This is a genomic window from Streptomyces hokutonensis, from assembly GCF_042751305.1.
Taxonomy (GTDB): domain Bacteria; phylum Actinomycetota; class Actinomycetes; order Streptomycetales; family Streptomycetaceae; genus Streptomyces; species Streptomyces hokutonensis_A.
The window spans coordinates 207,309-228,702 of the sequence record NZ_JBHYWD010000002.1 but is presented as its reverse complement, the minus strand read 5'-3'; the positions used below and the strand labels follow the sequence as shown (position 1 = coordinate 228,702).

Below are 21,394 nucleotides of genomic sequence, written 5' to 3'. Positions count from 1 at the left end.
GTCGCTCCGGGCGGCGGGCCCGCCGGTCGCGCGAAGCAAAGACCGCGAGCATCGGTGACCGGCGACGACGCTGCTGGACCCCACGCCTTCGGGCCCCTGCCGGGCCCCGCCGGACAGGCCCCAGGTCACCGGCCTGCGATCACTCCGGGCGGTGGGCCACGACCGCGAACATCGTCACCGACATGTGCAGCGCGCCCTGTTCGGCCGCCTCGCTGAGGTCGGCGTACGCGCGATCGCGCTGAGCCTCTGTGAGCGCGCCGCGGCGCACCGCGGACTCGCCGAGCATGCGGATCAGCGGCCAGACGACCGACCGGTGGTCCTGGAGCAGCGCCTGCGAGCCGCGGTCGTCGACGACGAATCCGGCCGCGCTGAGCTGGCCGACGAGCCGGCGTCCCGCGTAGGGGTTGGCCGCGCCGGTGAGGGCGCCCGAAGTGAGCGCGGACATGATCTCCGGGTCGCCGGGGTGCAGGATCGTGGTCGCCCAGTCGGTGTCGAGGAGGGCCACGCGCCCGCCGGGGCGCAGCGCGCGGGCCATCTCGGCGACGGCCTTGTCCGGCTCGGCGAGGTGCTGGAGGACCCGTTCGCACCAGACGACGTCCACGGAGGCGTCCGGGACGGGCAGGGACAGCGCGTCGCCGTCCGTGAAGCGGGCCGGGTTGCCGGCCTCGGCGGCGCGCTCCTGGGCGATCGTCCGCAGCCCGGGATTGGGCTCGACTCCGAGCGCCGACCCCGTCGGGCCGACAGCCGCGGCGAGTTCACGGGTCGTCGAGCCGGTGCCGGACCCGATGTCGAGGGCGCGCTCGCCGGCACGCGGGGCGAGTGCCTCGTGCGCCCAGGCCCGCAGGCGTCGTACGCCGGGATTGGCCTCCTGTATGTCGAGCGCGGCCACCAGCCGCGGCACGCCGCCGGGGTCGATGTTCTGGGTGCGGAAGCCGGACCCCGGCTCGGGCTGAGTGTGCGACATGGCGTGCACTCTACGGTCCGAAGCGGTCACCCAAGAGCGGGTCGGGGCCGGTTCACGTACGCCATTTGTTCACGCGCCCGGGGCGTACGCCGGGCGTCGGCGGGGCATGCTGGTGCCCACGCGTTCGTCTGCCTGCCGCGCTCAGCTGGCGGAACGGCTCCCGGCACGGTGGGATCGATGTTGGTGTGCGAAGCAGCGATCCAGGGGCAGGCGTACGGCGTCGAGGCAGACCGCCTGGAGCCGCAGAAGGGATGAACACCGTGACACGACCGAGGATCCTGGTGGTTGGCGCAGGCTTCGCAGGAGTTGAGTGCGTTCGCCGCCTGGAACGGAAACTGAACACCGACGAGGCCGACGTCACCCTGGTGACGCCGTTCTCCTACCAGCTCTATCTCCCCCTGCTGCCGCAGGTCGCCTCCGGCGTCCTGACCCCGCAGTCGATCGCCGTCTCGCTGCGCCGCAGCAAGAAGTACCGCACCCGGATCATCCCGGGCGGTGCCATCGGTGTGGACATCAAGGCCAAGGTCTGTGTGATCCGCACGATCAACGACGAGATCGTCAACGAGCCCTACGACTACATCGTGCTGTCCCCCGGCAGCATCACCCGCACCTTCGACATCCCGGGGCTGACGGATCACGCCTTCGGGATGAAGACCCTCGCCGAGGCCGCCTACATCCGCGACCACGTGATCACGCAGCTCGACCTCGCGGACGCGAGCGACGACCCGGCGGAGAAGGCCTCGCGGCTGCAGTTCGTGGTGGTCGGCGGCGGGTACGCCGGCACCGAGACGGCCGCCTGTCTGCAGAAGCTGACGCACGCCGCCGTCAAGCGCTACCCCCGGATCGACCCGGGCCTGATCAAGTGGCACCTCATCGACATCGCGCCGAAGCTGATGCCCGAGCTGGGCGACAAGCTCGGCAAGAGCGCGCAGCAGATCCTGACCAGGCGCGGTATCGACATCTCCCTGGGTGTCTCCATCGCCAAGGCCGGGCCGGAGGAGGTCACCTTCACCGACGGGCGCGTGGTGCCGACCCGGACGCTGATCTGGACGGCCGGTGTGGTCGCCAGCCCGCTGATCGCCACCCTCGGCGCGGAAACGATTCGCGGGCGGCTCGCGGTCACCGCCGACATGAACCTCCCCGGACACGACGGGGTGTTCGCGCTCGGGGACGCCGGCGCGGTGCCGGACGAGGCCAAGGGCGATGAAGGCGCGATCTGCCCGCCGACCGCGCAGCACGCGATGCGGCAGGGCAAGGTCGTCGCCGACAACGTGATCGCGACCCTGCGCAACCAGCCGCTGAAGCCGTACGTCCACAAGGACCTCGGGCTGGTCGTGGACCTCGGCGGCAGGGACGCGGTGTCCAAGCCGCTCGGCATCGAACTGCGCGGCCTGCCCGCCCAGTTCGCCGCCCGCGGCTATCACTGGGCGGCATTGCGCACCAACGTCGCCAAGGTCCGCGTCGCGACGAACTGGACGCTCAACGCGCTGGCCGGCGACGACTTCGTGCGCACCGGCTTCCAGGCCCGCAAGCCGGCCACGCTGAAGGACTTCGAGTACACCGACTCGTATCTCTCGCCGGAGCAGGTGCGGGCCCAGGTCGAAGGGACCGGGACCCAGGAGCCGTAGCATCGGTGGTACGGATCTTGAAGTGAACCCGGGGAGAGTACGGCGGCGTGAGGGCAGCGGGACGGGCGGCGTGGGCACGGCTGTGGGATCGGGTCGCGGCGTCCGATCCCGGACTGCTGCGGCTGACGGCCGGGCTGCGGACCGTGGCCTCGATCGCGCTCACGCTGACCGTGCTCTCCCTGCTGCACGCCTCGGTGCCTCATCTGGTGGCCGGGGCGATGGCGGCGATGGTCTCCACGTTCGCGATCCGCGAGAAGCAGCGCGCGCAGCAGGCGGTGACGCTCGCGCTCGGCCTGCCGGTGGCGCTGGCCTCGGTGTCGCTGAGCGCGCTGCTGAACTCGCGGGTGGTCGCCGGTGACGTCTTCTTCGTCCTGCTGATCTTCGGCGCGGTCTACAGCCGCCGCTTCGGCGACCGCGGCACCGCGCTCGGCCTGATCGGCTTCCAGATCTACTTCCTGTCCCTGTTCATCGGCGCGACCGTCTCCGCACTGCCCCGGCTGTACGGCGTGATCGGCGTGGCCTTCGTGTGCAGCGCGCTGGTGCGGTTCGCGCTGGTGCCGGAGACGCCCACAGGGACGCTCGACCGGCTGCGGCGGGCGTTCCGGGCGCGGTTCGCCCAACTGGTCACTGCGCAGCTCGCGTTGCTCGACGCCGGCCCCGACGACATGGAGAAGGCTCTCGACGACGTACGGGAGGGGACCGCTCGGCTGCACGAGACGGCGCTGCTGATCCAGGGCCGGCTGGAGGACGGGACCTCCGACGAGGCGGTGGCGCGGCTGGTGCAGCGGCGTATCGCCGACGCCGAGATCGCCGCCGAGCGGCTGGGGCTCCTGCTGCTGACCGCGCGCAGCGCCGAGCGGGGCCACACCCTGACCCTGCATCTGCCGGGCGCGCCCGTGCCGTCGGCCGACCGGCTGCCGGTGCGGGACGAGACGACCGACACCTTGCGCCACGAGCTGGAGGCGCTGCGCCTGCTGGTCCTGCGGCCCGCGGGCGCGGACTCGGGCACCGGCCTGGCCCGTGTGCGCAACCGGCTGCTGGGCTATCGCGAGGAGGAGAACCTCCCGCCCGCATCGGACGCCGTGCAGGACGTGTTCCGGGGCATCGGTGAGGCCGCGCGTGCGGTGCTCGGGTTGCGGATCGCCGTGGACGGGCCGCAGGACGAGTCCGAGGACACGCCCGCGACGACCCGCTCGCGCGAGGAGCTGGACGCGGAGGACGTCGCCATCACAGGCAGCGAGGAGGCCGAGGACGCGGAGCGCACCGGGCTGCGGCGGCCGACGACACGCGCTGCCGTGCAGGTGGCGGTGGGGTCGTCGCTGGCGATCATCGGCGGCGAGTTCCTGTCCAGCCAGCGCTGGTACTGGGCGGTGCTGACCTGCTGGATCGTGTTCCTCAACACCTCGTCCACCGGAGAGATCCTGGTCAAGGGCTACCGGCGGCTGCTCGGCACGGTCCTCGGTGTCGTGGCGGGTATCGGTCTCGCGGGCCTGGTCGGGCACCACACCTGGACCGCGTTCGCGCTGGTGCTGCTGTTCATCTTCGCGATGTTCTACACGGCACCGCTGTCGTACACCCTGATGTCCTTCTTCGTCACCGCGATGCTGGGCCTGCTCTACACGCTGCTGCACACCTACAGCGCGTCGGTGCTGGTGCTGCGGGTCGAGGAGACGGCGCTCGGCGCGGCCTGCGGGGTGGTCGCGGCGGCGCTGGTGCTGCCGGTGCACACGGACCGCCGTACGAACGAACTGCTCGGGACGGTGCTGGCGCGGCTCGCGGAGGTCACCGAGGCCTCCGTCGAGCAGCTCAGCGGTGGAGCCCCGGCCGAACTCCTCGACAAGGCACGGGACTTGGACCAGGTGCTGGCCGACCTGAGCGCTTCGACGCAGCCGCTGACGCACCCGATCACGCCGCTGCGGGCGCGCCGGGACACCGCCCGGTTCGTCGTCGCGCTCCTGGAGACCTGCGCCTATCACGCGCGGTATCTGGCGGCGACCGCCGAGCTGCTGCCGACGCATCCGTCGATCGCGGCGGATCCCCGGCTGCGGGAGGCGGGGCGGCGGATCGTGCACAACATCGAGGTCATCGGCGCGCATGTCGCCGACGGGGACGCCGTCGGCCTGATCGAGACCGGGCCGAGCATCGCGTCCCTGCTGCGGCCCGGCACCCCCGGGACCCCGCGCTACGGCCGGGTCACCGACCGTGTGCTGCGGCATCTTCAGCGTCTCGACGAGGCCGTGGTCGGTCTGGCGCGACCGCTCGGTGTGCCGATTCCGGCGCCCGCGCAGTGAACTCCGCGCGCTGGGGGTAGACGTCCGGCATGACTGATGTCGTGGACTCGGGTGAATTGTTGCGGCGCATCCAGCGGGCCAGGGCCTTCGCCGCCCAGGAGGCGCACTCGTGGTCGGAGCAGGGTGACCCGGTACGGGAGGTGGCCTACGAGGCCGTTCTGCGGGTGCTGGACGAGATCGTGGCCCCCGGCCGGCATGCCGAGAAGTGAAACCGGTCACGCGACCGGTTCAGCTGGGTACGAAATGCCCGCTGATGGTTTACGGTTCATTCATACGTGGTCACGGAGTCGACCGTACCGTCCTCCGCCGCCACCGCTTAACGGCCCTGGCTGGTCTCCCCCGTCCAGCCAGGGCTTTTTCACGCCCCGATTCCGTCCCCCGAGGTGCCCGGGACGTCGACAGCGGCTGAAATGGGCGTAGGGAGAATTCCGGAACCGCTGCCGGCGAGGAGCCCTGTGCCATGACCCAAGCGATAAAACTGCTGACCGCCCTGCCCCAGGCCCAGCGCGAACGGCTGATGGAGCTCGCGCAGGAGGTGTCGTTCGCCGAGGACTCCAGAATCTTCGAGGCGGGCGGCACGGCCGACCGCTTCTGGGTGATCCGCTCCGGCGCGGTCTCGCTCGACCAGCGGGTGACGCCCGAGCAACGGGTCACCGTGGGCACGCTCGGGGCGGGCGACCTGCTCGGCTGGTCGTGGCTGTTCCCGCCGTACCAGTGGGACTTCGGCGCGGAGGCGTTCAGTGCCGTGCGCGCCTACGAGTTCGACGCGGCCGCCGTTCTCGCGCTGTGCGTGGAGGATCCGCTGCTTGGGCTCTCCCTGGTGCGGATCGTCGCGGAGATCCTCGCGCACCGGCTGGAGCTGACCCGGGGCAAGCTCATGGAGCACTACACGCTCCACGGGCATGTCTGAGCGCACCCTCAGATGCGGTAGCGGCGCAGCGCCGGGACCGCGAAGGCCAGGGTCAGCATGATGACCACGACCAGGATTCCGCCGCCCGCGACGGCCGTGCGGGGGCCGAAGGCCGAGCCCGCCGTGCCGTGCAGGACGTCGGCCAGGCGGGGGCCGCCCGCGACGACGACGGTGAAGACGCCCTGCATACGGCCACGCATCTCGTCGGTGGCGGCGGAGAGCAGGATCGCCCCGCGGAACACCATGGAGACCATGTCGGCGACCCCGGCGGCGGCGAGGAAGGCCACGCCGATCCACAGGTTGCTGCTCAGCCCGAACCCGGTGATGGCCACGCCCCAGGCGACGACCGCGCCGATCACCATCCAGCCGTGCCGCCGCGCCCGCGAGAACGTGCCCGAGAACAGCCCGCCGACCACCGCCCCGATCGGGATCGCCGCGAACAGCATGCCGAGCGCGAGGCCCTCTCCGTAGGGCGCGTAGGTCTGGGCGGCGAGCTGCGGGAACAGGGCGCGGGGCATGCCGAAGACCATCGCGACGATGTCGGCGAGGAACGACAGCAGCAGCACCTTGTGCAGCGAGATGTAGCGGAACCCGGCGGCCACCTCGCGCCATCCCGCGCGGCGCGGTGTGGCGGACTCCTGGGGCGGCAGCGCGGGCAGCCGGACGACCGCCCACAGCGTGACGCACAGCGCCAGCGCGTCGATCAGATACAGCTCGGGCAGGCCGATGACCGGGATGAGGGCGCCCGCGAGGAGCGGTCCGACGACCTGGCCGGTCTGCATCACGGTCGAGCCCAGCGCGTTGGCGGCGGCCAGCTGCTCGGCGGGGACCAGACGGGCGATGGAGGCGTTGCGGGCGGGCGCGTTGAGGCCCCAGAAGGCCTGCTGCATCGCGAGCAGCAGCATCAGCGCGGCCACCGATTCCAGCCCGGTGACGGCCTGGAGCCAGAACAGCACCGAGGTGACGGCTATCCCGCTGTTGGTGATCAGCAGCAGTTTGCGGCGGTCCATGCTGTCGGCGATCGCGCCGCCCCACAGCGCGAACACGATGAGCGGCAGCAGGCCGGCCATGCTGGCGGCGCCGACCCAGGCGGAGGAGCCGGTGATGTCGTAGATCTGCTTGGGTACGGCGACGGCGGTGAGCTGGCTGCCGACGGCCGTGACGATGGTGGAGGACCACAGGGGGCGGTAGGTGGGGATGCGCAGCGGGCGGGTGTCCATCGCCCAGCGGCGCCAGCCGCGCCGGGGTCCGGTCGCCGGTTCCGCGTCCTTCTCGGCCTTGGGTTCGGTGCCGCTGTCGGTGCTCTCGCTGGTGTCCACTGGCTTCCTGGCTGCTCGCTACATCTAATCGACCAGGGTTCACTATCGCAGCACCGGCTGTGGCTGCCGAATCCGCGATCTCACGCTCCGGCGACGAGAGTTGCCCCGAGGCCGATCATCGTCGCGGCGACCAGGCCGTCCAGCACGCGCCAGGCCGAGGGCTTGGCGAGAAAGCGGCTGAGCAGGCGAGCGCCGAAGCCGAGCGCGGTGAACCAGCACACGCTGGCGCACACCGCGCCGAGTCCGAAGGTCCAGCGCAGCGGGCCGCGGTCGGCGGCGATCGAGCCGAGCAGGAAGACGGTGTCCAGGTAGACGTGCGGGTTGAGCCAGGTCATCGCCAGACAGGTGAGGACGGCCCGGCGGCGCGAGCCGGTCCCCTCGCCCTCGGCGCGCAGGGCGGCGGGCCGGAACATCCGGCGGGCGGCGAGGACTCCGTAGACGAGCAGGAAGGCGCCGCCGATCAGGCCGACCGCCCTGAGCGCGCCCGGCCAGGCGACGACGACCGCGCCGACCCCGCCGACGCCCAGCGCGATGAGGAGGGCGTCGGACAGGGCGCAGATGCCGACCACGGCGAGGACGGCCTCGCGGCGGATGCCCTGGCGCAGGACGAAGGCGTTCTGGGCGCCGATGGCGACGATGAGCGAGAGGCTGGTGCCAAAGCCGGCGGCCGCTGCGGAGAGGGCGTTGGTCATGCTCTCGACGCTAGAGAGGCGGACATCAGGAGTACAGCTAAAGATTCTTACGTAACATTAGCGCTCGTGATGGTTTCGGAGCTCCCCCTCGACCAGGTGCGGACGCTGCTCGCGGTGGTCGACGAGGGCACGTTCGACGCGGCGGCCACCGTTCTGCATGTGACGCCCTCGGCGGTCAGCCAGCGGGTGAAGGCCCTGGAGCAGCGCACGGGCCGGGTCCTGCTGCTGCGCACCAAGCCGGTGCGGACCACCGAGTCCGGCGAGGTCGTCGTCCGCTTCGCCCGCCAACTCGCCCGCCTGGAGCGGGACGCGCGCGCCGAGCTGGGGATGAGCGACGCCGGGGAGCCGACCCGGGTGTCGATCGCGGTCAACGCGGACTCGCTCGCCACCTGGTTCCTGGGCGCCCTCACCCGCGTCCCGCGCGAACTCAAAGTCTGCTTCGAACTCCGCCGCGAGGACGAGGCCCATACGGCGGCCCTGCTGCGCGAGGGGCTGGTGATGGCGGCGGTGACCTCGTCGCCGGACGCGGTGCCGGGCTGCTCGGTGCGGACGCTGGGGCGGATGCGCTATCTCCCCGTCGCGAGCCCGGAGTTCCGGGACGCATGGCTCGCCGGCCCCTTGCGGGACGCCCTGCCCGAGGCACCGGTGGTGACCTTCGACCGGCTGGACGACTTCCAGGACGCCTTCGTACGGCGGGTGCGGCGCGGGCAGGGCGGGGCGAGTGCGGTACGGCATCTCGTGCCGACCTCGGAGGGGTTCGTCGAGTCCGTCGCCGCCGGGCTGGGGTGGGGCATGGTCCCGGAAACGCAGGCCGAACCGCTGGTGCGTGCGGGTGAGTTGGTGAATCTCGCGCCCTCGCGGGCGGTCGACGTACCGCTGTACTGGCAGCAGTGGAAGCTTGATTCGCCGGCGTTGGCCGCGGTGGCCGATGCGGTAGCCACCAGGGCCGCGGGGGCGCTGCGCTAGGTGGGGTCGTCTGTCAGCTGCTGCGCCGTCGTGGCTGGTCGCGCAGTTCCCCGCGCCCCTTTGGGGCGCTGCCCGAACGATGGCAATTGGGCGGCGACGCTGTCCAACAGCATCTCCAGGGCCGTCGGGTAGGCGCTCTGGACCATGCGGGTCGCCAGGAGCGGTGCCGCCTCCGCGATGCGGGGGTGGGTGGTGCGGGGCAGGCGGGCGTAGGTCGAGCGCCACATGTCCTCGTCCGCGCGGAGCGAGGCGCTCGGCAGTGCCAGGGACGCCGCGTCGAGGGCGGCGAAGGCCAGGGTCTGGTCGATGAACGCGTGGTAGATCCGGACGGTGTCCGGCAGCGGGAGGCCGGCCGCGCGCAGGACGTCGAGTACGGCCTCGTCGGCGGCGAGTTCGTTGGCGCGGCCGGTGACACGGCTCGCCGTGAGCTGGGCGGCCTGCGGGTGGGCGACGTACGCGGCGTGGATGCGCAGGCCGATCGCGCGCAGGTCGGCCCGCCACTCCCCCGTCGGCTCCCAGCCGCGCAGCGCCTGCCCTACCAGGGCGTCGCCGATGGCCAGGGTCAGTTCGTCCATGCCCCGGAAGTAGCGGTAGAGCGTGCTGGGGTCGGCGTCCAGGGCGAGGCCGAGGCGGCGGGCGGTGAGGCCCGCGCTGCCGTGTTCGCGGAGCATGCGCAGGGCCGTGTCGACGATCAGCTGCTCGGACAGGACGGTGCCGCTCTTGGTGGGACGACGCCGTCGCCGCTTCTCCTCGGACACCACCGGTTTCGGCATCTCGATCTCCCTCGGCGCCTTATGCCAACGCCATTGACCTTATCCGGACGACCGGCGTTGTATCACCGGTGAGATATCGGCACTGAAGGAGTTCTTGCCATGCGTGTACTGCTCGTGGGAGCCGGTGGTGTGGGTGGCGCGATCACCCGGATCGCGGCCCGGCGTCCGTTCTTCGACGCGATGGTGGTCGCCGACTACGACCTGTCCCGGGCGGAGGCGGCCGTCGCCGCGCTCGGGGCCGAGGGTGCCCGGTTCCGCGCCGAGCGGCTGGACGCGAACGACGAGGAGGCCGTCGTGGCGGCCCTGCGCGCGCACGAGTGCGATGTGCTGCTCAACGCGACCGACCCGCGCTTCGTCCTCCCCCTGTTCCGGGCGGCGCGGGCCGCCGGGGCCAACTACCTCGACATGGCTATGTCGTTGTCCCGGCCGCATCCGGAACGGCCGTACGAGGAGTGCGGGGTCAAGCTCGGGGACGCGCAGTTCGAGGACGCGGCCGAGTGGGAGAAGGCGGGCGCGCTGGCCCTCGTCGGGATGGGAGTGGAGCCGGGGCTCTCGGACGTGTTCGCGCGGTACGCCGCCGACGAACTCTTCGACGAGATCGAGGAGATCGGCATCCGCGACGGCGCGAACCTCACCGTCGACGGCTACGACTTCGCCCCCTCCTTCTCCATCTGGACCACGATCGAGGAGTGCCTGAACCCGCCGGTGGTCTACGAGGCCGACCGCGGCTGGTCCACCACGGAACCGTTCAGCGAGCCCGAGGTCTTCGACTTCCCCGAGGGCATCGGCCCGGTGGAGTGCGTGAACGTGGAGCACGAGGAGGTGCTGCTCGTCCCGCGCTGGGTCGACGCGAAGCGGGTCACCTTCAAGTACGGGCTCGGCAACGAGTTCATCGAGACCCTGAAGACCCTGCATCTGCTGGGGCTCGACCGCACCGAGCCGGTCACCGTGCCGAGCGCTTCGGGCCCGGTCGCCGTGTCACCGAGGGATGTCGTCGCCGCCTGTCTGCCCGATCCGGCGACTCTGGGCGACCGGATGCGCGGCAAGACCTGTGCGGGCACGTGGGTGCGGGGCACGAAGGACGGGGCGCCGCGCGAGGTGTACCTCTACCACGTGGTCGACAACGAGTGGTCGATGGCGGAGTACGGCTCCCAGGCCGTGGTGTGGCAGACCGCGATCAACCCGGTGATCGCGCTGGAGCTGCTGGCCACGGGCGCGTGGACCGGCTCGGGTGTGCTGGGTCCGGAGGCGTTCCCGGCCGGCCCGTTCCTGGACCTGTTGACGGCGTACGGCTCGCCGTGGGGTCTGCGGGAGCAGTGACCCGGCTCAACTGCCCTCCGGCGAGGGCGAGTCGGGAAGCCTCAGGGTGAACGTGGAGCCCGTGCCGGGTGTGCTCGCCGCCTCGACCGTGCCGCTGTGGGCGGCGGCCAGGTCACGGACGATGGAGAGGCCGAGGCCGCTGCCCCCGGTGCGGCGGCTGCGGGACTGGTCGGCGCGCCAGAACCGTTCGAAGACGTGCGGGAGGTCCTCGGGCGCGATGCCGGTGCCGGTGTCGGTGACGGTCAGGACGGCCCGGTCGTCCTCGCGCCACGCGGTGAGGGTCACCGTGCCGTCGACCGGTGTGTGGCGCAGCGCGTTGGACACGAGGTTGCCGAGCACCTGGCGCATGCGGACCGGGTCCGCGTCCAGCCAGAGGGTGCGGTCCGCCTTGGTGAGCAGGGCGACCCCGGCCGTGTCGGCGGTGACGCGGTACGCGGCCGCGACCTGGTCGAAGAGGTCCTCGACGCGCACGGGTTCGCGGTGCAGCCGCAGGGTGCCGGCGTCGGCGGCGGCGAGGTCCTGGAGGTCGTCGATGACGCGCTGGAGGACCATCGCCTCCTCGTGCAGCGAGCCGAGGAGCGCCGGGTCGGCTTCGACGAAACCGTCCCGGGTGACCTCCAGCCAGCCCCGGATGTTGGTGAGCGGGCTGCGCAGTTCGTGGGCGATGTCGCTGACCATGGCCTTGCGCTGGGCCTCCATGCGTTCACGGCGGTCGGCGAGGTCGTTGAAGGCCTCGGCCAGGATGCCGGTCTCGTCCCGGGTCTTCACCGGTACCCGGACGTGCAGCTCCGGCGGCTGCTGGGCGGCCTCGGTCAGCGCGCGCAGGGGCCGTACGAGCCGCGTGGCGACGACCGCCGTCACCAGGACCGTGAGCGCCAGTACGGCCGCCGCCGCGCCGACGACCTTGGCCTTGTTCGCCGGGGAGACGTCGAAGCGGGGGGCGGTGGTGTCGCCGCCGCCCAGGAAGAGTTCGGCCACCGGGGCTACGTAGGGGGCGAGTTGGGCACGGCGGGCGTTGTCGGTGCAGGCCTGCGCCTTTCGGATGTCGGCCGCGTCACCCAGCTTGTTGTACGCACCCGTGACGTAGCGGGAGCCGAGGCTCTTGTCGAAGACGTCGACGCCGAAGTACGGGACCTTGAAGCTCAAGCCTCCCTCCTTCAGGCAGGGTTGGGCGCGCACGAGCAGGTTCTTCAGCGCCTTGCTCTCGGTGAGGGTCGGGGTGTTGAGCTTCCCGTCGGCACACTGCTCGGGCACATGGTCGTTGGCGTCGTTGCCGTCCGCGTCGGTGAGGACGGGACGGCCGCTCGGCGTCATCGTGATGGTCGTGTCGATTCCGGCCTGGGCGAAGCACGCGAGCCGCTCCTTGGCCAGCCCCATCAGCCGGGCCCGCTCCCTCGCGCTCACCCGGTACGGGCCGACGACTCGCGGGTCGAGACCGCTGAGCTGTGCGCCCGCTTCCGTGTACGTGTCGGTGTGCAGCGGGTCGACGCTCGCGGCGGCGCGGGGCGGCAGGGAGGTGCCGTGCGGTGCGGAGTCGGCGATGAGGGTGCGGTCGGAGGTCGTGAGGGCGATACGCCGGCCCATCTTCTTCGACAGGGCGCGGACGGTGGGTGCGACGCCCTTCCACTCGGGGTGGGTCGCGGCGTATCCGCTGAGCTGCGCGAGGATGCGCATGTCGTCGGCGAGGTCCTGGCCCTGTTCCTCCCGGATGGCCCGGGTGGTGGTCTCCACCGCCAGCCAGGCGGTCGCCCCGACCGAGCAGAGAGCGATCAGCACGGTGGCGACGAGCAGCCGGACCAACAGCCGCTTGCGCAGCGGTATCCGGGGCCTCACGCGCGACCGCCGCGCAGCTTGTAGCCGACGCCGAACACGGTCAGCAGCCGGGCCGGTCTACGCGGGTCGGCCTCTATCTTCCGGCGCAGGTTCATGATGTGGACGTCGACGGCCCGTTCCGTGGACGCCCGGTCCAGGCCCCGGGTGTACTGGAGCAACTGCCGCCGGGAGAAGACCCGTTCGGGCTCTGCGGTCATCGCGAGCAGGATCTCGAACTCGGCCGGTGTGCAGTCCACCGGTGTCCCGTCGCAGCGCACCTCGTGCCGCGCGGGATCGACGGAGAGTCCCGCCGCCCGTACGACGGTGTCCTCCTGTCTGCTGTCGGTGGTACGGCCGCTGCGGCGCAGGACCGTGCGGATGCGGGCCATCAGTTCGCGCGGGCTGTAGGGCTTGGTCATGTAGTCGTCGGCGCCGAGTTCCAGGCCGAGCAGGATGTCGTCCTCGGTGGAGCGGGCGGTCAGCATCAGGACGGGGATGTCGTCCTCGCCGCGCAGCGCCCGGCACACCCCGAAGCCGTCGATCACGGGCAGCATGAGGTCGAGCACCACGAGGTCGGGCCGGAGTTTCCGGGCCGCGGTGATGGCGGCGGCCCCGTCGTGGACCACGGTCGCGGTGTGGCCTTCGGTCAGCAGGGAGCGTCGTATCAGCTCGGCCTGCATCTCGTCGTCCTCGGCGACCAGCACATGTGCGCACATTGGGCGGATCCTAGGCGGTCAGTGCGAGAGGGACGCGGCGTCGCCCATGACGACGACGGGATGCCGGGCCGGGTCGAGGGTGCGCAGCAGTTCCTCCATGTGGTCCTCGGCGATGCTGACGCAGCCGTGGGTGGGGCCGCCGTGGTCGACGTGGATCCAGATGCCGCCGCCGCGCGAGGCGCCGAGGGGGCGGGTCCAGTCGAGGGGTGAAGTGCCGGGCCGCCGGTTGTAGTTGATGGCGATCACGTAGTCGAAGGACCCGGCGAGGGGTTCGCCCTCGAAGCCGGTGCCGGGCGAGACGAATCCCGAACCCTGGTCGTACGACAGCTTGGTGCCGGGGTCCTTGAGGAGTCCGCCCGCGTCCGTGAGCGGGTAGACACCGATCGGCGAGCGCAGGTCTCCGGCCATGTGGTGGTTCGACCAGCCCCTGAGCGCGTTGTGCGCGGCCCAGCTCGCGGTCTGCTGCCAGCCGTCGTCGGTGCGCTCGTACAGGGCGAGGGTGGAGACGGAGGAGTTCGCGCCGCGGCCCGTCACCAGGACGACCTGCTCGGTGCCGGCCGGTATTCGGGCGAGCATCCTGGGCCCCACGCCCGGGAGTTGGCGGGGGGCCGCCTCGGCCGATATCTCCGACGACGGGGACGGCGAGGACGAGGGAGCGGCGGCAGGAGCGGGGCCGGACGCGTGGTCCGTCGCCGCCACCGCACCGCCGCCGCATCCCGTCAGAAGAAGGGATGCGGCGACGAGTGCGACCGGGGACATACGAGTGATCATGAGTCGACGATGACCGACACATGTGAGGAACTCGTCAGCTCCTACGGCTGGGCCGGCTTGCCTTTCGTGTAGAGCCAGGTGTGGAAGAGGGCATCGAGTCGTCTGCCCGATTTCTTCTCCGCCAGGCTGACGAACTGTGCGGTCGTTCCGTGCCCGTAGCGGTGTCCGCCCGCCCAGGCGCGCAGGATCGCGTAGAAGGTCTTGTCGCCGACGGCCAGGCGCAGTTCGTGCAGTGCCATGGCTCCGCGGGCGTACACGGGTGTGCCGAAGATGTTGGCGCCGCTGCCCGGGTCGCCGGGCGGGAACGCCCACAGGTCGTCGGTCGCCGCGCGGGCGTACAGCGCGTCGAAGGTCTGCTGGGCGGTCTTGCCGCCGTGCTGCTCGCTGTAGAGCCACTCCGCGTAGGTGGCGAAGCCCTCGTTGAGCCAGATGTCCTTCCAGGAGGTCAGCGAGACGGAGTCGCCGAACCACTGGTGGGCGTTCTCGTGCACGAGGGTGCTGAGGTCCGGCGCCGAGTCGTAGACGGGTCGGCCCTGCGTCTCCAGGGCGTAGCCGACGTCCGGGGCGTGGTCGACGATCGACCCGGCCGAGCGGAACGGGTAGGGGCCGAACAGCTTGCTCTCCCACTCCAGGACGGAGGGCAGCTTCTTCAGCACGGGCGCGGCGGCGGTGGCCTCGCGGGGGTCGACGGCGTTGTACACCTTGACCCCGTCCCGGGTGGTGTACTGCTCGACCTTGAACTTCCCGACCGTCGCGGTGGCGAGGTAGGCGGCCATCGGCTCGGGCGCGTGCCAGCGGAACGTGGTCTTCCCGTGAGCCGTCCTCTGGCTCTGGAGAACGCCGTTGGCGACCGCGGTGCGTCCCTGCGGGACGGTGATCGTGAAGTCGTACGACGACTTGTCCTTGGGGTGGCTGTTCGCCGGGAACCACGTCATGGCGCCCTGCGGCTCGCCGGCCACGAAGGCGCCGTCGTCGGTGGCGATCCAGCCGTCCGCCGAGCCGTCCGGGTCGGTGACCTGCTTGGGGATGCCCTTGTAGGTGACGGCGATCCGGAACTCCTGCCCCTTGCGCAGGGCCCGGCGCGGAGTGACGACGAGTTCCTGTCCGTCGCGGCGGAAGCCGGCCTTGACGTGGTCGACGGTCAGGCCGGTGATCGTCAGGCCCTTGAAGTCGAGGTCGAAGCGGGTGAGTTTCTCGGTGGCGCGGGCGGTGAGGACCGCCTTGCCGTCGAGGTGGCGGCTCGCCGGGTCGTAACGGAGCGTCAGGCCGTAGTGGGCGACGTGGTAGCCGCCGTTGCCGGAGAGCGGGAAGTACGGGTCGCCCGCGCCGGACGAGCCGATCGTGGTGGCTCCGGCCGGCGCTGCGGCGGCCAGCAGGGCCGCGACGGCGACGGGGACGGTGGCCACGACGGCGCTGCGGCGGAGGACGGCGGTGCGTCTTGTGGACGGCTGCCGGAGGTCTGTCACATGCGCTCCTACAGAGTGAGGGGGGTGATCATTCGTCTCAGAGACTAGGCGGCCCACACCCTCGGAATCCCTCATGTGCGGGTCAAGTTACGCCGCGTCGCCCCCGCGCCGAGCGTGTCCCCGGACGTAGGCTCGCGGGCATCACCGCCACCCGAGGGAGCCCCGCCCGTGACCGTACGCGTGCGCCGTGTCTACGATCCGCCCGAGCCGGAGGACGGCGTCCGCGTCCTGGTCGACCGGCTGTGGCCGCGCGGCCTGTCCAAGGACGCGGCCCGCGTCGACGAGTGGCCCAAGGCCCTGACCCCGTCGGACCAACTGCGCCGCTGGTACCACGCGGGCGAGGGGTCCTACGAGGAGTTCGCCCGCCGTTACGAGGCGGAGCTCGCCGAGCCGGAGGCGGCCCAACTCCTGCACACCTTGCGGAACTTGGTCCGTATGGGGCCGGTGACCCTGCTGACGGCGGTGAAGTCGCCGCAGGAGAGTCACGCGGCGGTGCTGGCCCGCCTCCTCGACAGCTGAACGGCTGAGGAGACGGGCCGTGGTGCCCTGTCAGGCGGTCTGCTTGGCCGCCGCGCGGCCCGCGGCGCGGCCGGAGAAGAGGCAGCCGCCGAGGAAGGTCCCTTCGAGGGCGTTGTAGCCGTGCACGCCACCGCCGCCGAAGCCGGCCACCTCACCCGCCGCGTACAGTCCGCCGATCGGCTTTCCGTCGGCGCCCAGCGCGCGTGAGTCCAGGTCGGTCTGGATACCTCCGAGGGTCTTGCGGGTCAGGACGTGCAACTTGACGCCGATCAGGGGTCCGGCCGCCGGGTCGAGGATGCGGTGCGGGGTGGCCACGCGGCCCAGGCGGTCGCCGATGTAGCGGCGGGCGTTGCGGATGCCCTGGATCTGGGAGTCCTTGCTGTAGGGGTTGGCCAGCTGGAGGTCGCGGGCCTCGATCTGGCGGCGTACCACGGCCGCGTCGAGGAGCGGCTTGTCGGTCAACTGGTTCATTTTCTCGACCAGTTGCTCCAGGTTGCCGGCGGTCACGAAGTCCGCGCCCTTGCGCAGGAAGGCGTCCACCGGGCCGGGCGCGCCCTTGCCGAGCAGCCGGTCGCGCAGCACCGCCTTCTTGTCCTTGGCGGTGATGTCGGGGTTCTGCTCGGAGCCCGACAGCGCGAACTCCTTCTCGATGATCTTCTGGGTGAGGATGAACCAGGAGTGGTCGTGCTCCGCCAGGTCCGCCGTCGTACGCAGGTACTTGAGGGTGTTGAGGGTGTCGTAGCCCGGCAGGCACGGGTCGGGCAGGCGGCGGCCGAGGGCGTCGAACCACAGGGAGGAGGGGCCGGGCAGGATGCGGATGCCGTGGCCTGGCCAGACCGGGTCCCAGTTCTGCAGGCCCTCGGTGTAGTGCCACATGCGGTCGCGGTTGACCAGTCGTACGCCCGCCTCGGCGCTGATGTCGAGCATCCGGCCGTCGACATAGGCGGGGACGCCGGTGACCATCTCGGCGGGCGGGGTGCCGAGGCGCTCGGGCCAGTAGCGGCGGACGATGTCGTGGTTGGCGCCGATGCCGCCGGTGGTGACGACGACGGCCTGGGCGGTGAGTTCGAACTCGCCGATCGCCTCGCGGCTGGAGGCGACGCCCCGGGCCGAGTCGTCCTCCGCGAGGACCGTGCCGCGGACACCGCGCGCCTCGCCCTCCTCGACGACCAGCTCGTCCACCTGATGGCGGTAGAAGAAGGTGAGCAGTCCGTCGCGGGCGGCCTGCTTGGCGTAGTTCACGAAGGGTTCGACGACTCCGGTGCCGGTGCCCCAGGTGACGTGGAAGCGCGGGACGGAGTTGCCGTGTCCGTGGGCGCGCAGGTCGCCGCGTTCCGCCCAGCCGACGGTGGGCAGCAGCTTGATTCCGTGGCCGTCGAGCCAGGTCCGCTTCTCGCCGGCCGCGAACTCGACGTAGGCGCGCGCCCAGCGCACCGCCCAGGAGTCCTCGTCGTCGACGCGGTCGAAGCCGGCGCTGCCCTGCCAGTCGTTCCAGGCCAGGTCGAAGGAGTCCTTGATGCCGAGGCGGCGCTGTTCCGGCGAGTTTACGAGGAACAGCCCGCCGAAGGACCAGAACGCCTGCCCGCCGAGGTTGGCGGCGTTCTCCTGGTCGACGAGCGCGACCCGGCGCCCCCGGCTGGTGAGTTCATGGGCCGCGACCAGACCGGCCAGACCGGCTCCGACGACGATGACGTCCGCATCCATGGCGACCGTTGCCTTTCTCATTCGGGGGCGCGGCTGCCGTCGGTCAGCAGCGCGGTGAGCAGTTGCTTGAGCCAGACGCGGGCGTGCTCCACGTCCTTGTCCAGCAGGAGTTGGGTGGTGACGCCGTCGTACGCGGCGACCACGGCGTACGCCGCCGCGTCCAAGTCGCCCAGCACGGCGGGGAGTTCGGCGAGGCCCCGGGCACGGGCGAGGCGGTGCGCGATCGCCCCGCGCAGCCGGGCCCGGTGTCCCAGCAGGGTCCCCGCCACGGCGCTGTCCCGGGCCGCGTGCACCAGGAAGTCGGTCTTCACCAGGAGCCAGTCCAGGTCGAGGAGCAGCACGTCGGTGACGCGGTCCACGGCGGCCGGGACATCGAGGTCGGGGCCGTCGAGGGCGAGCGCGCCGGCCACCTGCTCGGCGATCAGCTCGGCGCGCTCCTGGTAGAGCGCGAAGAACAGCCCGTCCAGGCTGTCGAAGTTCGAGTAGAAGGCGCCTCTGCTGTAGCCGGCGGCCTCGCAGACCTCCTCGATGGAGACCCGGCCGAAGCCTTTCGCGGCGAACACGGCGAACGCGGCGTCCAGCAGATTGGCCCGCGTGCGCACCCGTCGCCTGGTCACCCGCTTGGCCGTCGCCTCCGCCACCATGCCCGGACCTCCGCGTCCCGATGTTCGATACGCGAATGTATCCGATACATCAACGTATCGAAAGAGCCGTATTCACATGGGAACAGATATTCGAATAAGGGGTACGCTTGTCCCATGACCGCGCACCACCTCCAAGGCTCCCTCTTCGACCAGACCGACCGGCTCCGCCTCGGCCCCCTCAACGGGATCCGCCGCACGGCACTGGGGCTCGGCGCCTGGATCGACGTGCTGCCCGGCTGGCTGAGCGGCGCCGACGCCCTGTTCGAGGAGCTGGCCGACGGGGTGCCGTGGCGCGCCGAGCGGCGTCAGATGTACGACCAGGTCGTGGCCGTACCCCGGCTGCTGGCCTTCTACGGCGAGGACGACGCGCTGCCGCATCCGGTGCTGGCCGAGGCCCGGGACGCTCTCTCGGCTTACTACGCAAGGGAGTTGGGCGAATCCTTCACCACGTCCGGGCTGTGCTACTACCGGGACGGCCGGGACAGTGTCGCCTGGCACGGTGACCGCATCGGGCGGGGTGCCCGCGTGGACACGATGGTGGCGATCCTCTCCGTGGGCGCGCCCCGCGACCTGCTGCTGCGTCCGCTGCGCGGTGGCGCGTCGGTGCGGCACGCGCTGGGGCACGGCGATCTGATCGTGATGGGCGGCTCCTGCCAGCGGACCTGGGAGCACTGCGTACCGAAGACCACCCGAGCAGCGGGGCCGCGCATCAGCGTGCAGTTCCGCCCGCACGGCGTGCGCTGAGGCGGAGAGGCGGCCGCTTCGGACGCGCGCGGGGGCCGCCTCCGGCGGACGGTGCCGGAGGCGGCTTCCCCCGCGCGCGCAAGGACTCTACGCGTCTGGTTGGCTGGATCCCGAATGACTGGCCGGATCCGAACAGCACCACCAGGCAAGGAACGATCATGCGGGCAGAAGTACGCCAAGTCGCCGACGCCGTCTACCTCGTGCACGGCAGCAACACCAACTGGGTGATCCTCACCGACGGCGACACGGCCGCGCTGGTGGACACCGGGTATCCCGGGGACCGCGGGCTCGTGCTCGACTCCCTTGAGCAGGTGGGGAGTTCGGCCAAGGCGGTCGTGGCGGTGCTCCTCACCCACGCCCACAACGACCACCTCGGTTCGGCGGAGTACCTGCACAGCGCCCACGGCACGCCCGTCTACGCGCACGAGGCCGAAGTGCCGCACGCCCGCCGGGAGTTCCTGCAGCAGGTGACCGTGGGCGGCGTGCTGAAGAACGCCTGGCGTCCCGGCGTACTGCCGTGGGCGGTGCACACGATCCGCGCGGGAGGCATGGAGCAGCATCCGGTCGCCGCGGCCGAGGCGTTCCCGGCCGGAGGCGGTCCGCTCGACCTGCCCGGCCGGCCCGTCCCCGTGCACACCCCCGGCCACACCAGCGGGCACTGCGTGTTCCATCTCCCGGACAGCGGGATCGTGATCTCCGGGGACGCCCTGGTCAGCGGCCATCCGACCTCGCGGATCAAGGGCCCCCAGCTGCTGCCCGGCATGTTCCACCACGAGCGCGAGCGTGCCGTCGCCTCGCTGGACGTCATCGAAGCGCTCGACGCCGACACTCTGCTGCCCGGCCACGGCCCCCTGCACACCGGTCCGATCCGTGAGGCGTCGCAGCGCGCCCGCGAACTCGCGTTCTAGGGTCACCTCATGGCACTGCAGATCAACGCGACCAACCCCGAGCATCCGGTGCTCCTGCTGGAGCTGCCCTGGGACGTTCCGCTGGAGGAGTGGCCCGACGAATACCTGGTGCCGCTGCCGCGCGGCATCTCCCGGCACGTCGTGCGCTACGCCCGCGCCGGCAGCGAGGTCATAGCCGTAAAGGAGCTGGCGGAACGGCCCGCGCTGCGCGAGTACGAGCTGCTCCGCGACCTGGACCGGCTCGGCATCCCCGCCGTCGACCCCCTCGCCGTGGTCACCGGGCGTGCCGACGCGGCCGGCGAACCACTGGAACCGGTGCTGATCACCCGGCACCTGGGCGGCTCGATGCCGTACCGCTCGATGTTCGAGACGACGCTGCGGCCTGCCACCATGCACCGGCTGATGGACGCGCTGGCCGCGCTGCTGGTGCGGCTGCATCTGGCCGGGTTCGCGTGGGGCGACTGCTCGCTGTCCAACACGCTGTTCCGGCGGGACGCGGGCGCCTACGCCGCGTATCTCGTGGACGCGGAGACCGGCGACCTGCACGCGCGGCTGAGCGACGGGCAGCGGGAGTACGACCTCGATCTCGCCCGCGTCAACATCAGCGGGGAGCTGCTCGACCTGGAGGCGTCCGGGGCGCTGCACCCGTCCGTCGACCCGATCGAGTTCGGCATGGAGATCTGCGCCCGCTACCAGGGGCTGTGGGAGGAACTGACCCGGGTCTCCGTGTACCCGGCGGGCAAGTACTACTTCATCGAACGCCGGATCCGGCACCTCAACGAACTCGGCTTCGACGTGGCCGAGATGCAGATCGAGCACTCGTCGAACGGCGACACCGTCACCTTCGTGCCGAAGGTCGTCGACGCGGGCCACCACCAGCGTCAACTGCTGCGCCTGACCGGCCTGGACGCCGAGGAGAACCAGGCGCGGCGGCTGCTCAACGACCTGGAGAGCTGGATGGCCACCCAGGACGACTACGCCCCGGGCGATCCGCTCGCCGCTCGGCCCGAGGTGCTCGCGCACCGGTGGGTGCGGGACGTGTTCCGGCCCACCGTGCGGGCCATACCGCTGGAGCTGCGCGGGTCGATGGACCCGGCCGAGATCTACCACGAACTGCTCGAACACCGTTGGTATCTGGCCGAGCGGGCGCAGCACGACATCGATCTCGACACGGTGGTCGCGGACTACATCAGCAACATCCTGCCGAAGGTGCGCGAGAGTCTGGAGCCGGCCTCGGCGGAGTAGCG

At 71.4% G+C, this 21,394-nt stretch carries 20 protein-coding genes; 10 read left to right on the top strand and 10 right to left on the bottom strand.

What is annotated here, in order from left to right:
- Positions 1-139: 139 nt before the first annotated feature.
- Positions 140-964 carry a methyltransferase domain-containing protein gene (locus tag ACFXC1_RS07165; RefSeq protein WP_381239936.1) on the bottom strand — a complete coding sequence of 275 codons (825 nt, stop codon included), beginning with the start codon at positions 962-964 and terminating at the stop codon, positions 140-142.
- 251 nt (positions 965-1,215) lie between these two features.
- On the opposite strand from ACFXC1_RS07165, the gene ACFXC1_RS07160 reads away from it, so the two are divergent.
- The 4 genes from ACFXC1_RS07160 (at position 1,216) to ACFXC1_RS07145 (ending at position 5,793) form a co-directional block, all read left to right on the top strand.
- Positions 1,216-2,592 carry an NAD(P)/FAD-dependent oxidoreductase gene (locus ACFXC1_RS07160; RefSeq protein ID WP_381239933.1) on the top strand — a complete coding sequence of 459 codons (1,377 nt, stop codon included), beginning with the start codon at positions 1,216-1,218 and terminating at the stop codon, positions 2,590-2,592.
- A 47-nt stretch (positions 2,593-2,639) separates the two neighbouring features.
- Entirely contained in the window at positions 2,640-4,883 is a 2,244-nt protein-coding gene (locus tag ACFXC1_RS07155) for an FUSC family protein (RefSeq protein WP_381239930.1), read from the top strand.
- 29 nt (positions 4,884-4,912) lie between these two features.
- Entirely contained in the window at positions 4,913-5,092 is a 180-nt protein-coding gene (locus tag ACFXC1_RS07150; protein WP_381239928.1) for a hypothetical protein, read from the top strand.
- Positions 5,093-5,343: 251 nt separating this feature from the next.
- Entirely contained in the window at positions 5,344-5,793 is a 450-nt protein-coding gene (locus tag ACFXC1_RS07145; protein ID WP_381239925.1) for a cyclic nucleotide-binding domain-containing protein, read from the top strand.
- A gap of 8 nt (positions 5,794-5,801) precedes the next feature.
- Here the strand turns inward: ACFXC1_RS07145 and ACFXC1_RS07140 are convergent, their stop codons facing one another.
- A complete protein-coding gene (locus tag ACFXC1_RS07140) occupies positions 5,802-7,112 on the bottom strand; it encodes an MFS transporter (RefSeq protein WP_381239923.1) in 1,311 nt (436 codons plus the stop codon).
- A gap of 80 nt (positions 7,113-7,192) precedes the next feature.
- Entirely contained in the window at positions 7,193-7,804 is a 612-nt protein-coding gene (locus ACFXC1_RS07135; RefSeq protein ID WP_381239921.1) for a LysE/ArgO family amino acid transporter, read from the bottom strand.
- Between the two features lie 69 nt (positions 7,805-7,873).
- On the opposite strand from ACFXC1_RS07135, the gene ACFXC1_RS07130 reads away from it, so the two are divergent.
- A complete protein-coding gene (locus ACFXC1_RS07130; protein ID WP_381241117.1) occupies positions 7,874-8,770 on the top strand; it encodes a LysR family transcriptional regulator ArgP in 897 nt (298 codons plus the stop codon).
- On the opposite strand, the gene ACFXC1_RS07125 is transcribed toward ACFXC1_RS07130, so the two are convergent.
- Positions 8,767-9,543 (bottom strand): TetR/AcrR family transcriptional regulator, encoded by a 777-nt coding sequence (locus ACFXC1_RS07125; protein WP_381239918.1) that lies wholly within the window; start codon positions 9,541-9,543, stop codon positions 8,767-8,769. The two genes, ACFXC1_RS07130 and ACFXC1_RS07125, sit on opposite strands and share 4 nt — an antisense overlap.
- A gap of 99 nt (positions 9,544-9,642) precedes the next feature.
- Here ACFXC1_RS07125 and ACFXC1_RS07120 point away from each other — a divergent pair, with 99 nt between their 5' ends.
- On the top strand, positions 9,643-10,863 hold the full coding sequence (locus tag ACFXC1_RS07120; protein ID WP_381239915.1) for a saccharopine dehydrogenase family protein: 1,221 nt from the start codon (positions 9,643-9,645) through the stop codon (positions 10,861-10,863).
- A gap of 6 nt (positions 10,864-10,869) precedes the next feature.
- On the opposite strand, the gene ACFXC1_RS07115 is transcribed toward ACFXC1_RS07120, so the two are convergent.
- From ACFXC1_RS07115 to ACFXC1_RS07100, 4 genes are read right to left on the bottom strand one after another with little or no spacing between them, the layout of a single operon-like run.
- Entirely contained in the window at positions 10,870-12,696 is a 1,827-nt protein-coding gene (locus tag ACFXC1_RS07115; protein ID WP_381239912.1) for a HAMP domain-containing sensor histidine kinase, read from the bottom strand.
- Positions 12,693-13,391, bottom strand: coding sequence for a response regulator (locus ACFXC1_RS07110; RefSeq protein ID WP_381239909.1), 699 nt, complete (start codon positions 13,389-13,391; stop codon positions 12,693-12,695). Before ACFXC1_RS07110 ends, ACFXC1_RS07115 begins: the two co-directional genes overlap by 4 nt.
- An 18-nt stretch (positions 13,392-13,409) precedes the next feature.
- Positions 13,410-14,162, bottom strand: a complete 753-nt coding sequence (locus ACFXC1_RS07105) for a L,D-transpeptidase family protein (RefSeq protein WP_381239906.1) — start codon at positions 14,160-14,162, stop codon at positions 13,410-13,412.
- 41 nt (positions 14,163-14,203) lie between these two features.
- Entirely contained in the window at positions 14,204-15,628 is a 1,425-nt protein-coding gene (locus tag ACFXC1_RS07100) for a M1 family metallopeptidase (protein WP_381239903.1), read from the bottom strand.
- Between the two features lie 168 nt (positions 15,629-15,796).
- Between ACFXC1_RS07100 and ACFXC1_RS07095 the strand changes: the two genes are divergently transcribed.
- Complete coding sequence (locus tag ACFXC1_RS07095; protein WP_381239901.1) at positions 15,797-16,147, top strand: DUF488 domain-containing protein; 351 nt, start codon at positions 15,797-15,799, stop codon at positions 16,145-16,147.
- A 30-nt stretch (positions 16,148-16,177) separates the two neighbouring features.
- Here the strand turns inward: ACFXC1_RS07095 and ACFXC1_RS07090 are convergent, their stop codons facing one another.
- A complete protein-coding gene (locus tag ACFXC1_RS07090; RefSeq protein ID WP_381239900.1) occupies positions 16,178-17,851 on the bottom strand; it encodes an FAD-binding dehydrogenase in 1,674 nt (557 codons plus the stop codon).
- A gap of 17 nt (positions 17,852-17,868) precedes the next feature.
- Complete coding sequence (locus tag ACFXC1_RS07085) at positions 17,869-18,495, bottom strand: TetR/AcrR family transcriptional regulator (RefSeq protein WP_381239898.1); 627 nt, start codon at positions 18,493-18,495, stop codon at positions 17,869-17,871.
- A gap of 114 nt (positions 18,496-18,609) precedes the next feature.
- Between ACFXC1_RS07085 and ACFXC1_RS07080 the strand changes: the two genes are divergently transcribed.
- From ACFXC1_RS07080 to ACFXC1_RS07070, 3 genes are all read left to right on the top strand, one after another.
- A complete protein-coding gene (locus ACFXC1_RS07080; protein ID WP_381239895.1) occupies positions 18,610-19,239 on the top strand; it encodes an alpha-ketoglutarate-dependent dioxygenase AlkB in 630 nt (209 codons plus the stop codon).
- A gap of 158 nt (positions 19,240-19,397) precedes the next feature.
- A complete protein-coding gene (locus ACFXC1_RS07075; protein WP_381239893.1) occupies positions 19,398-20,147 on the top strand; it encodes an MBL fold metallo-hydrolase in 750 nt (249 codons plus the stop codon).
- Positions 20,148-20,156: 9 nt separating this feature from the next.
- On the top strand, positions 20,157-21,392 hold the full coding sequence (locus ACFXC1_RS07070) for a DUF4032 domain-containing protein (protein WP_381239891.1): 1,236 nt from the start codon (positions 20,157-20,159) through the stop codon (positions 21,390-21,392).
- Positions 21,393-21,394: the final 2 nt, after the last annotated feature.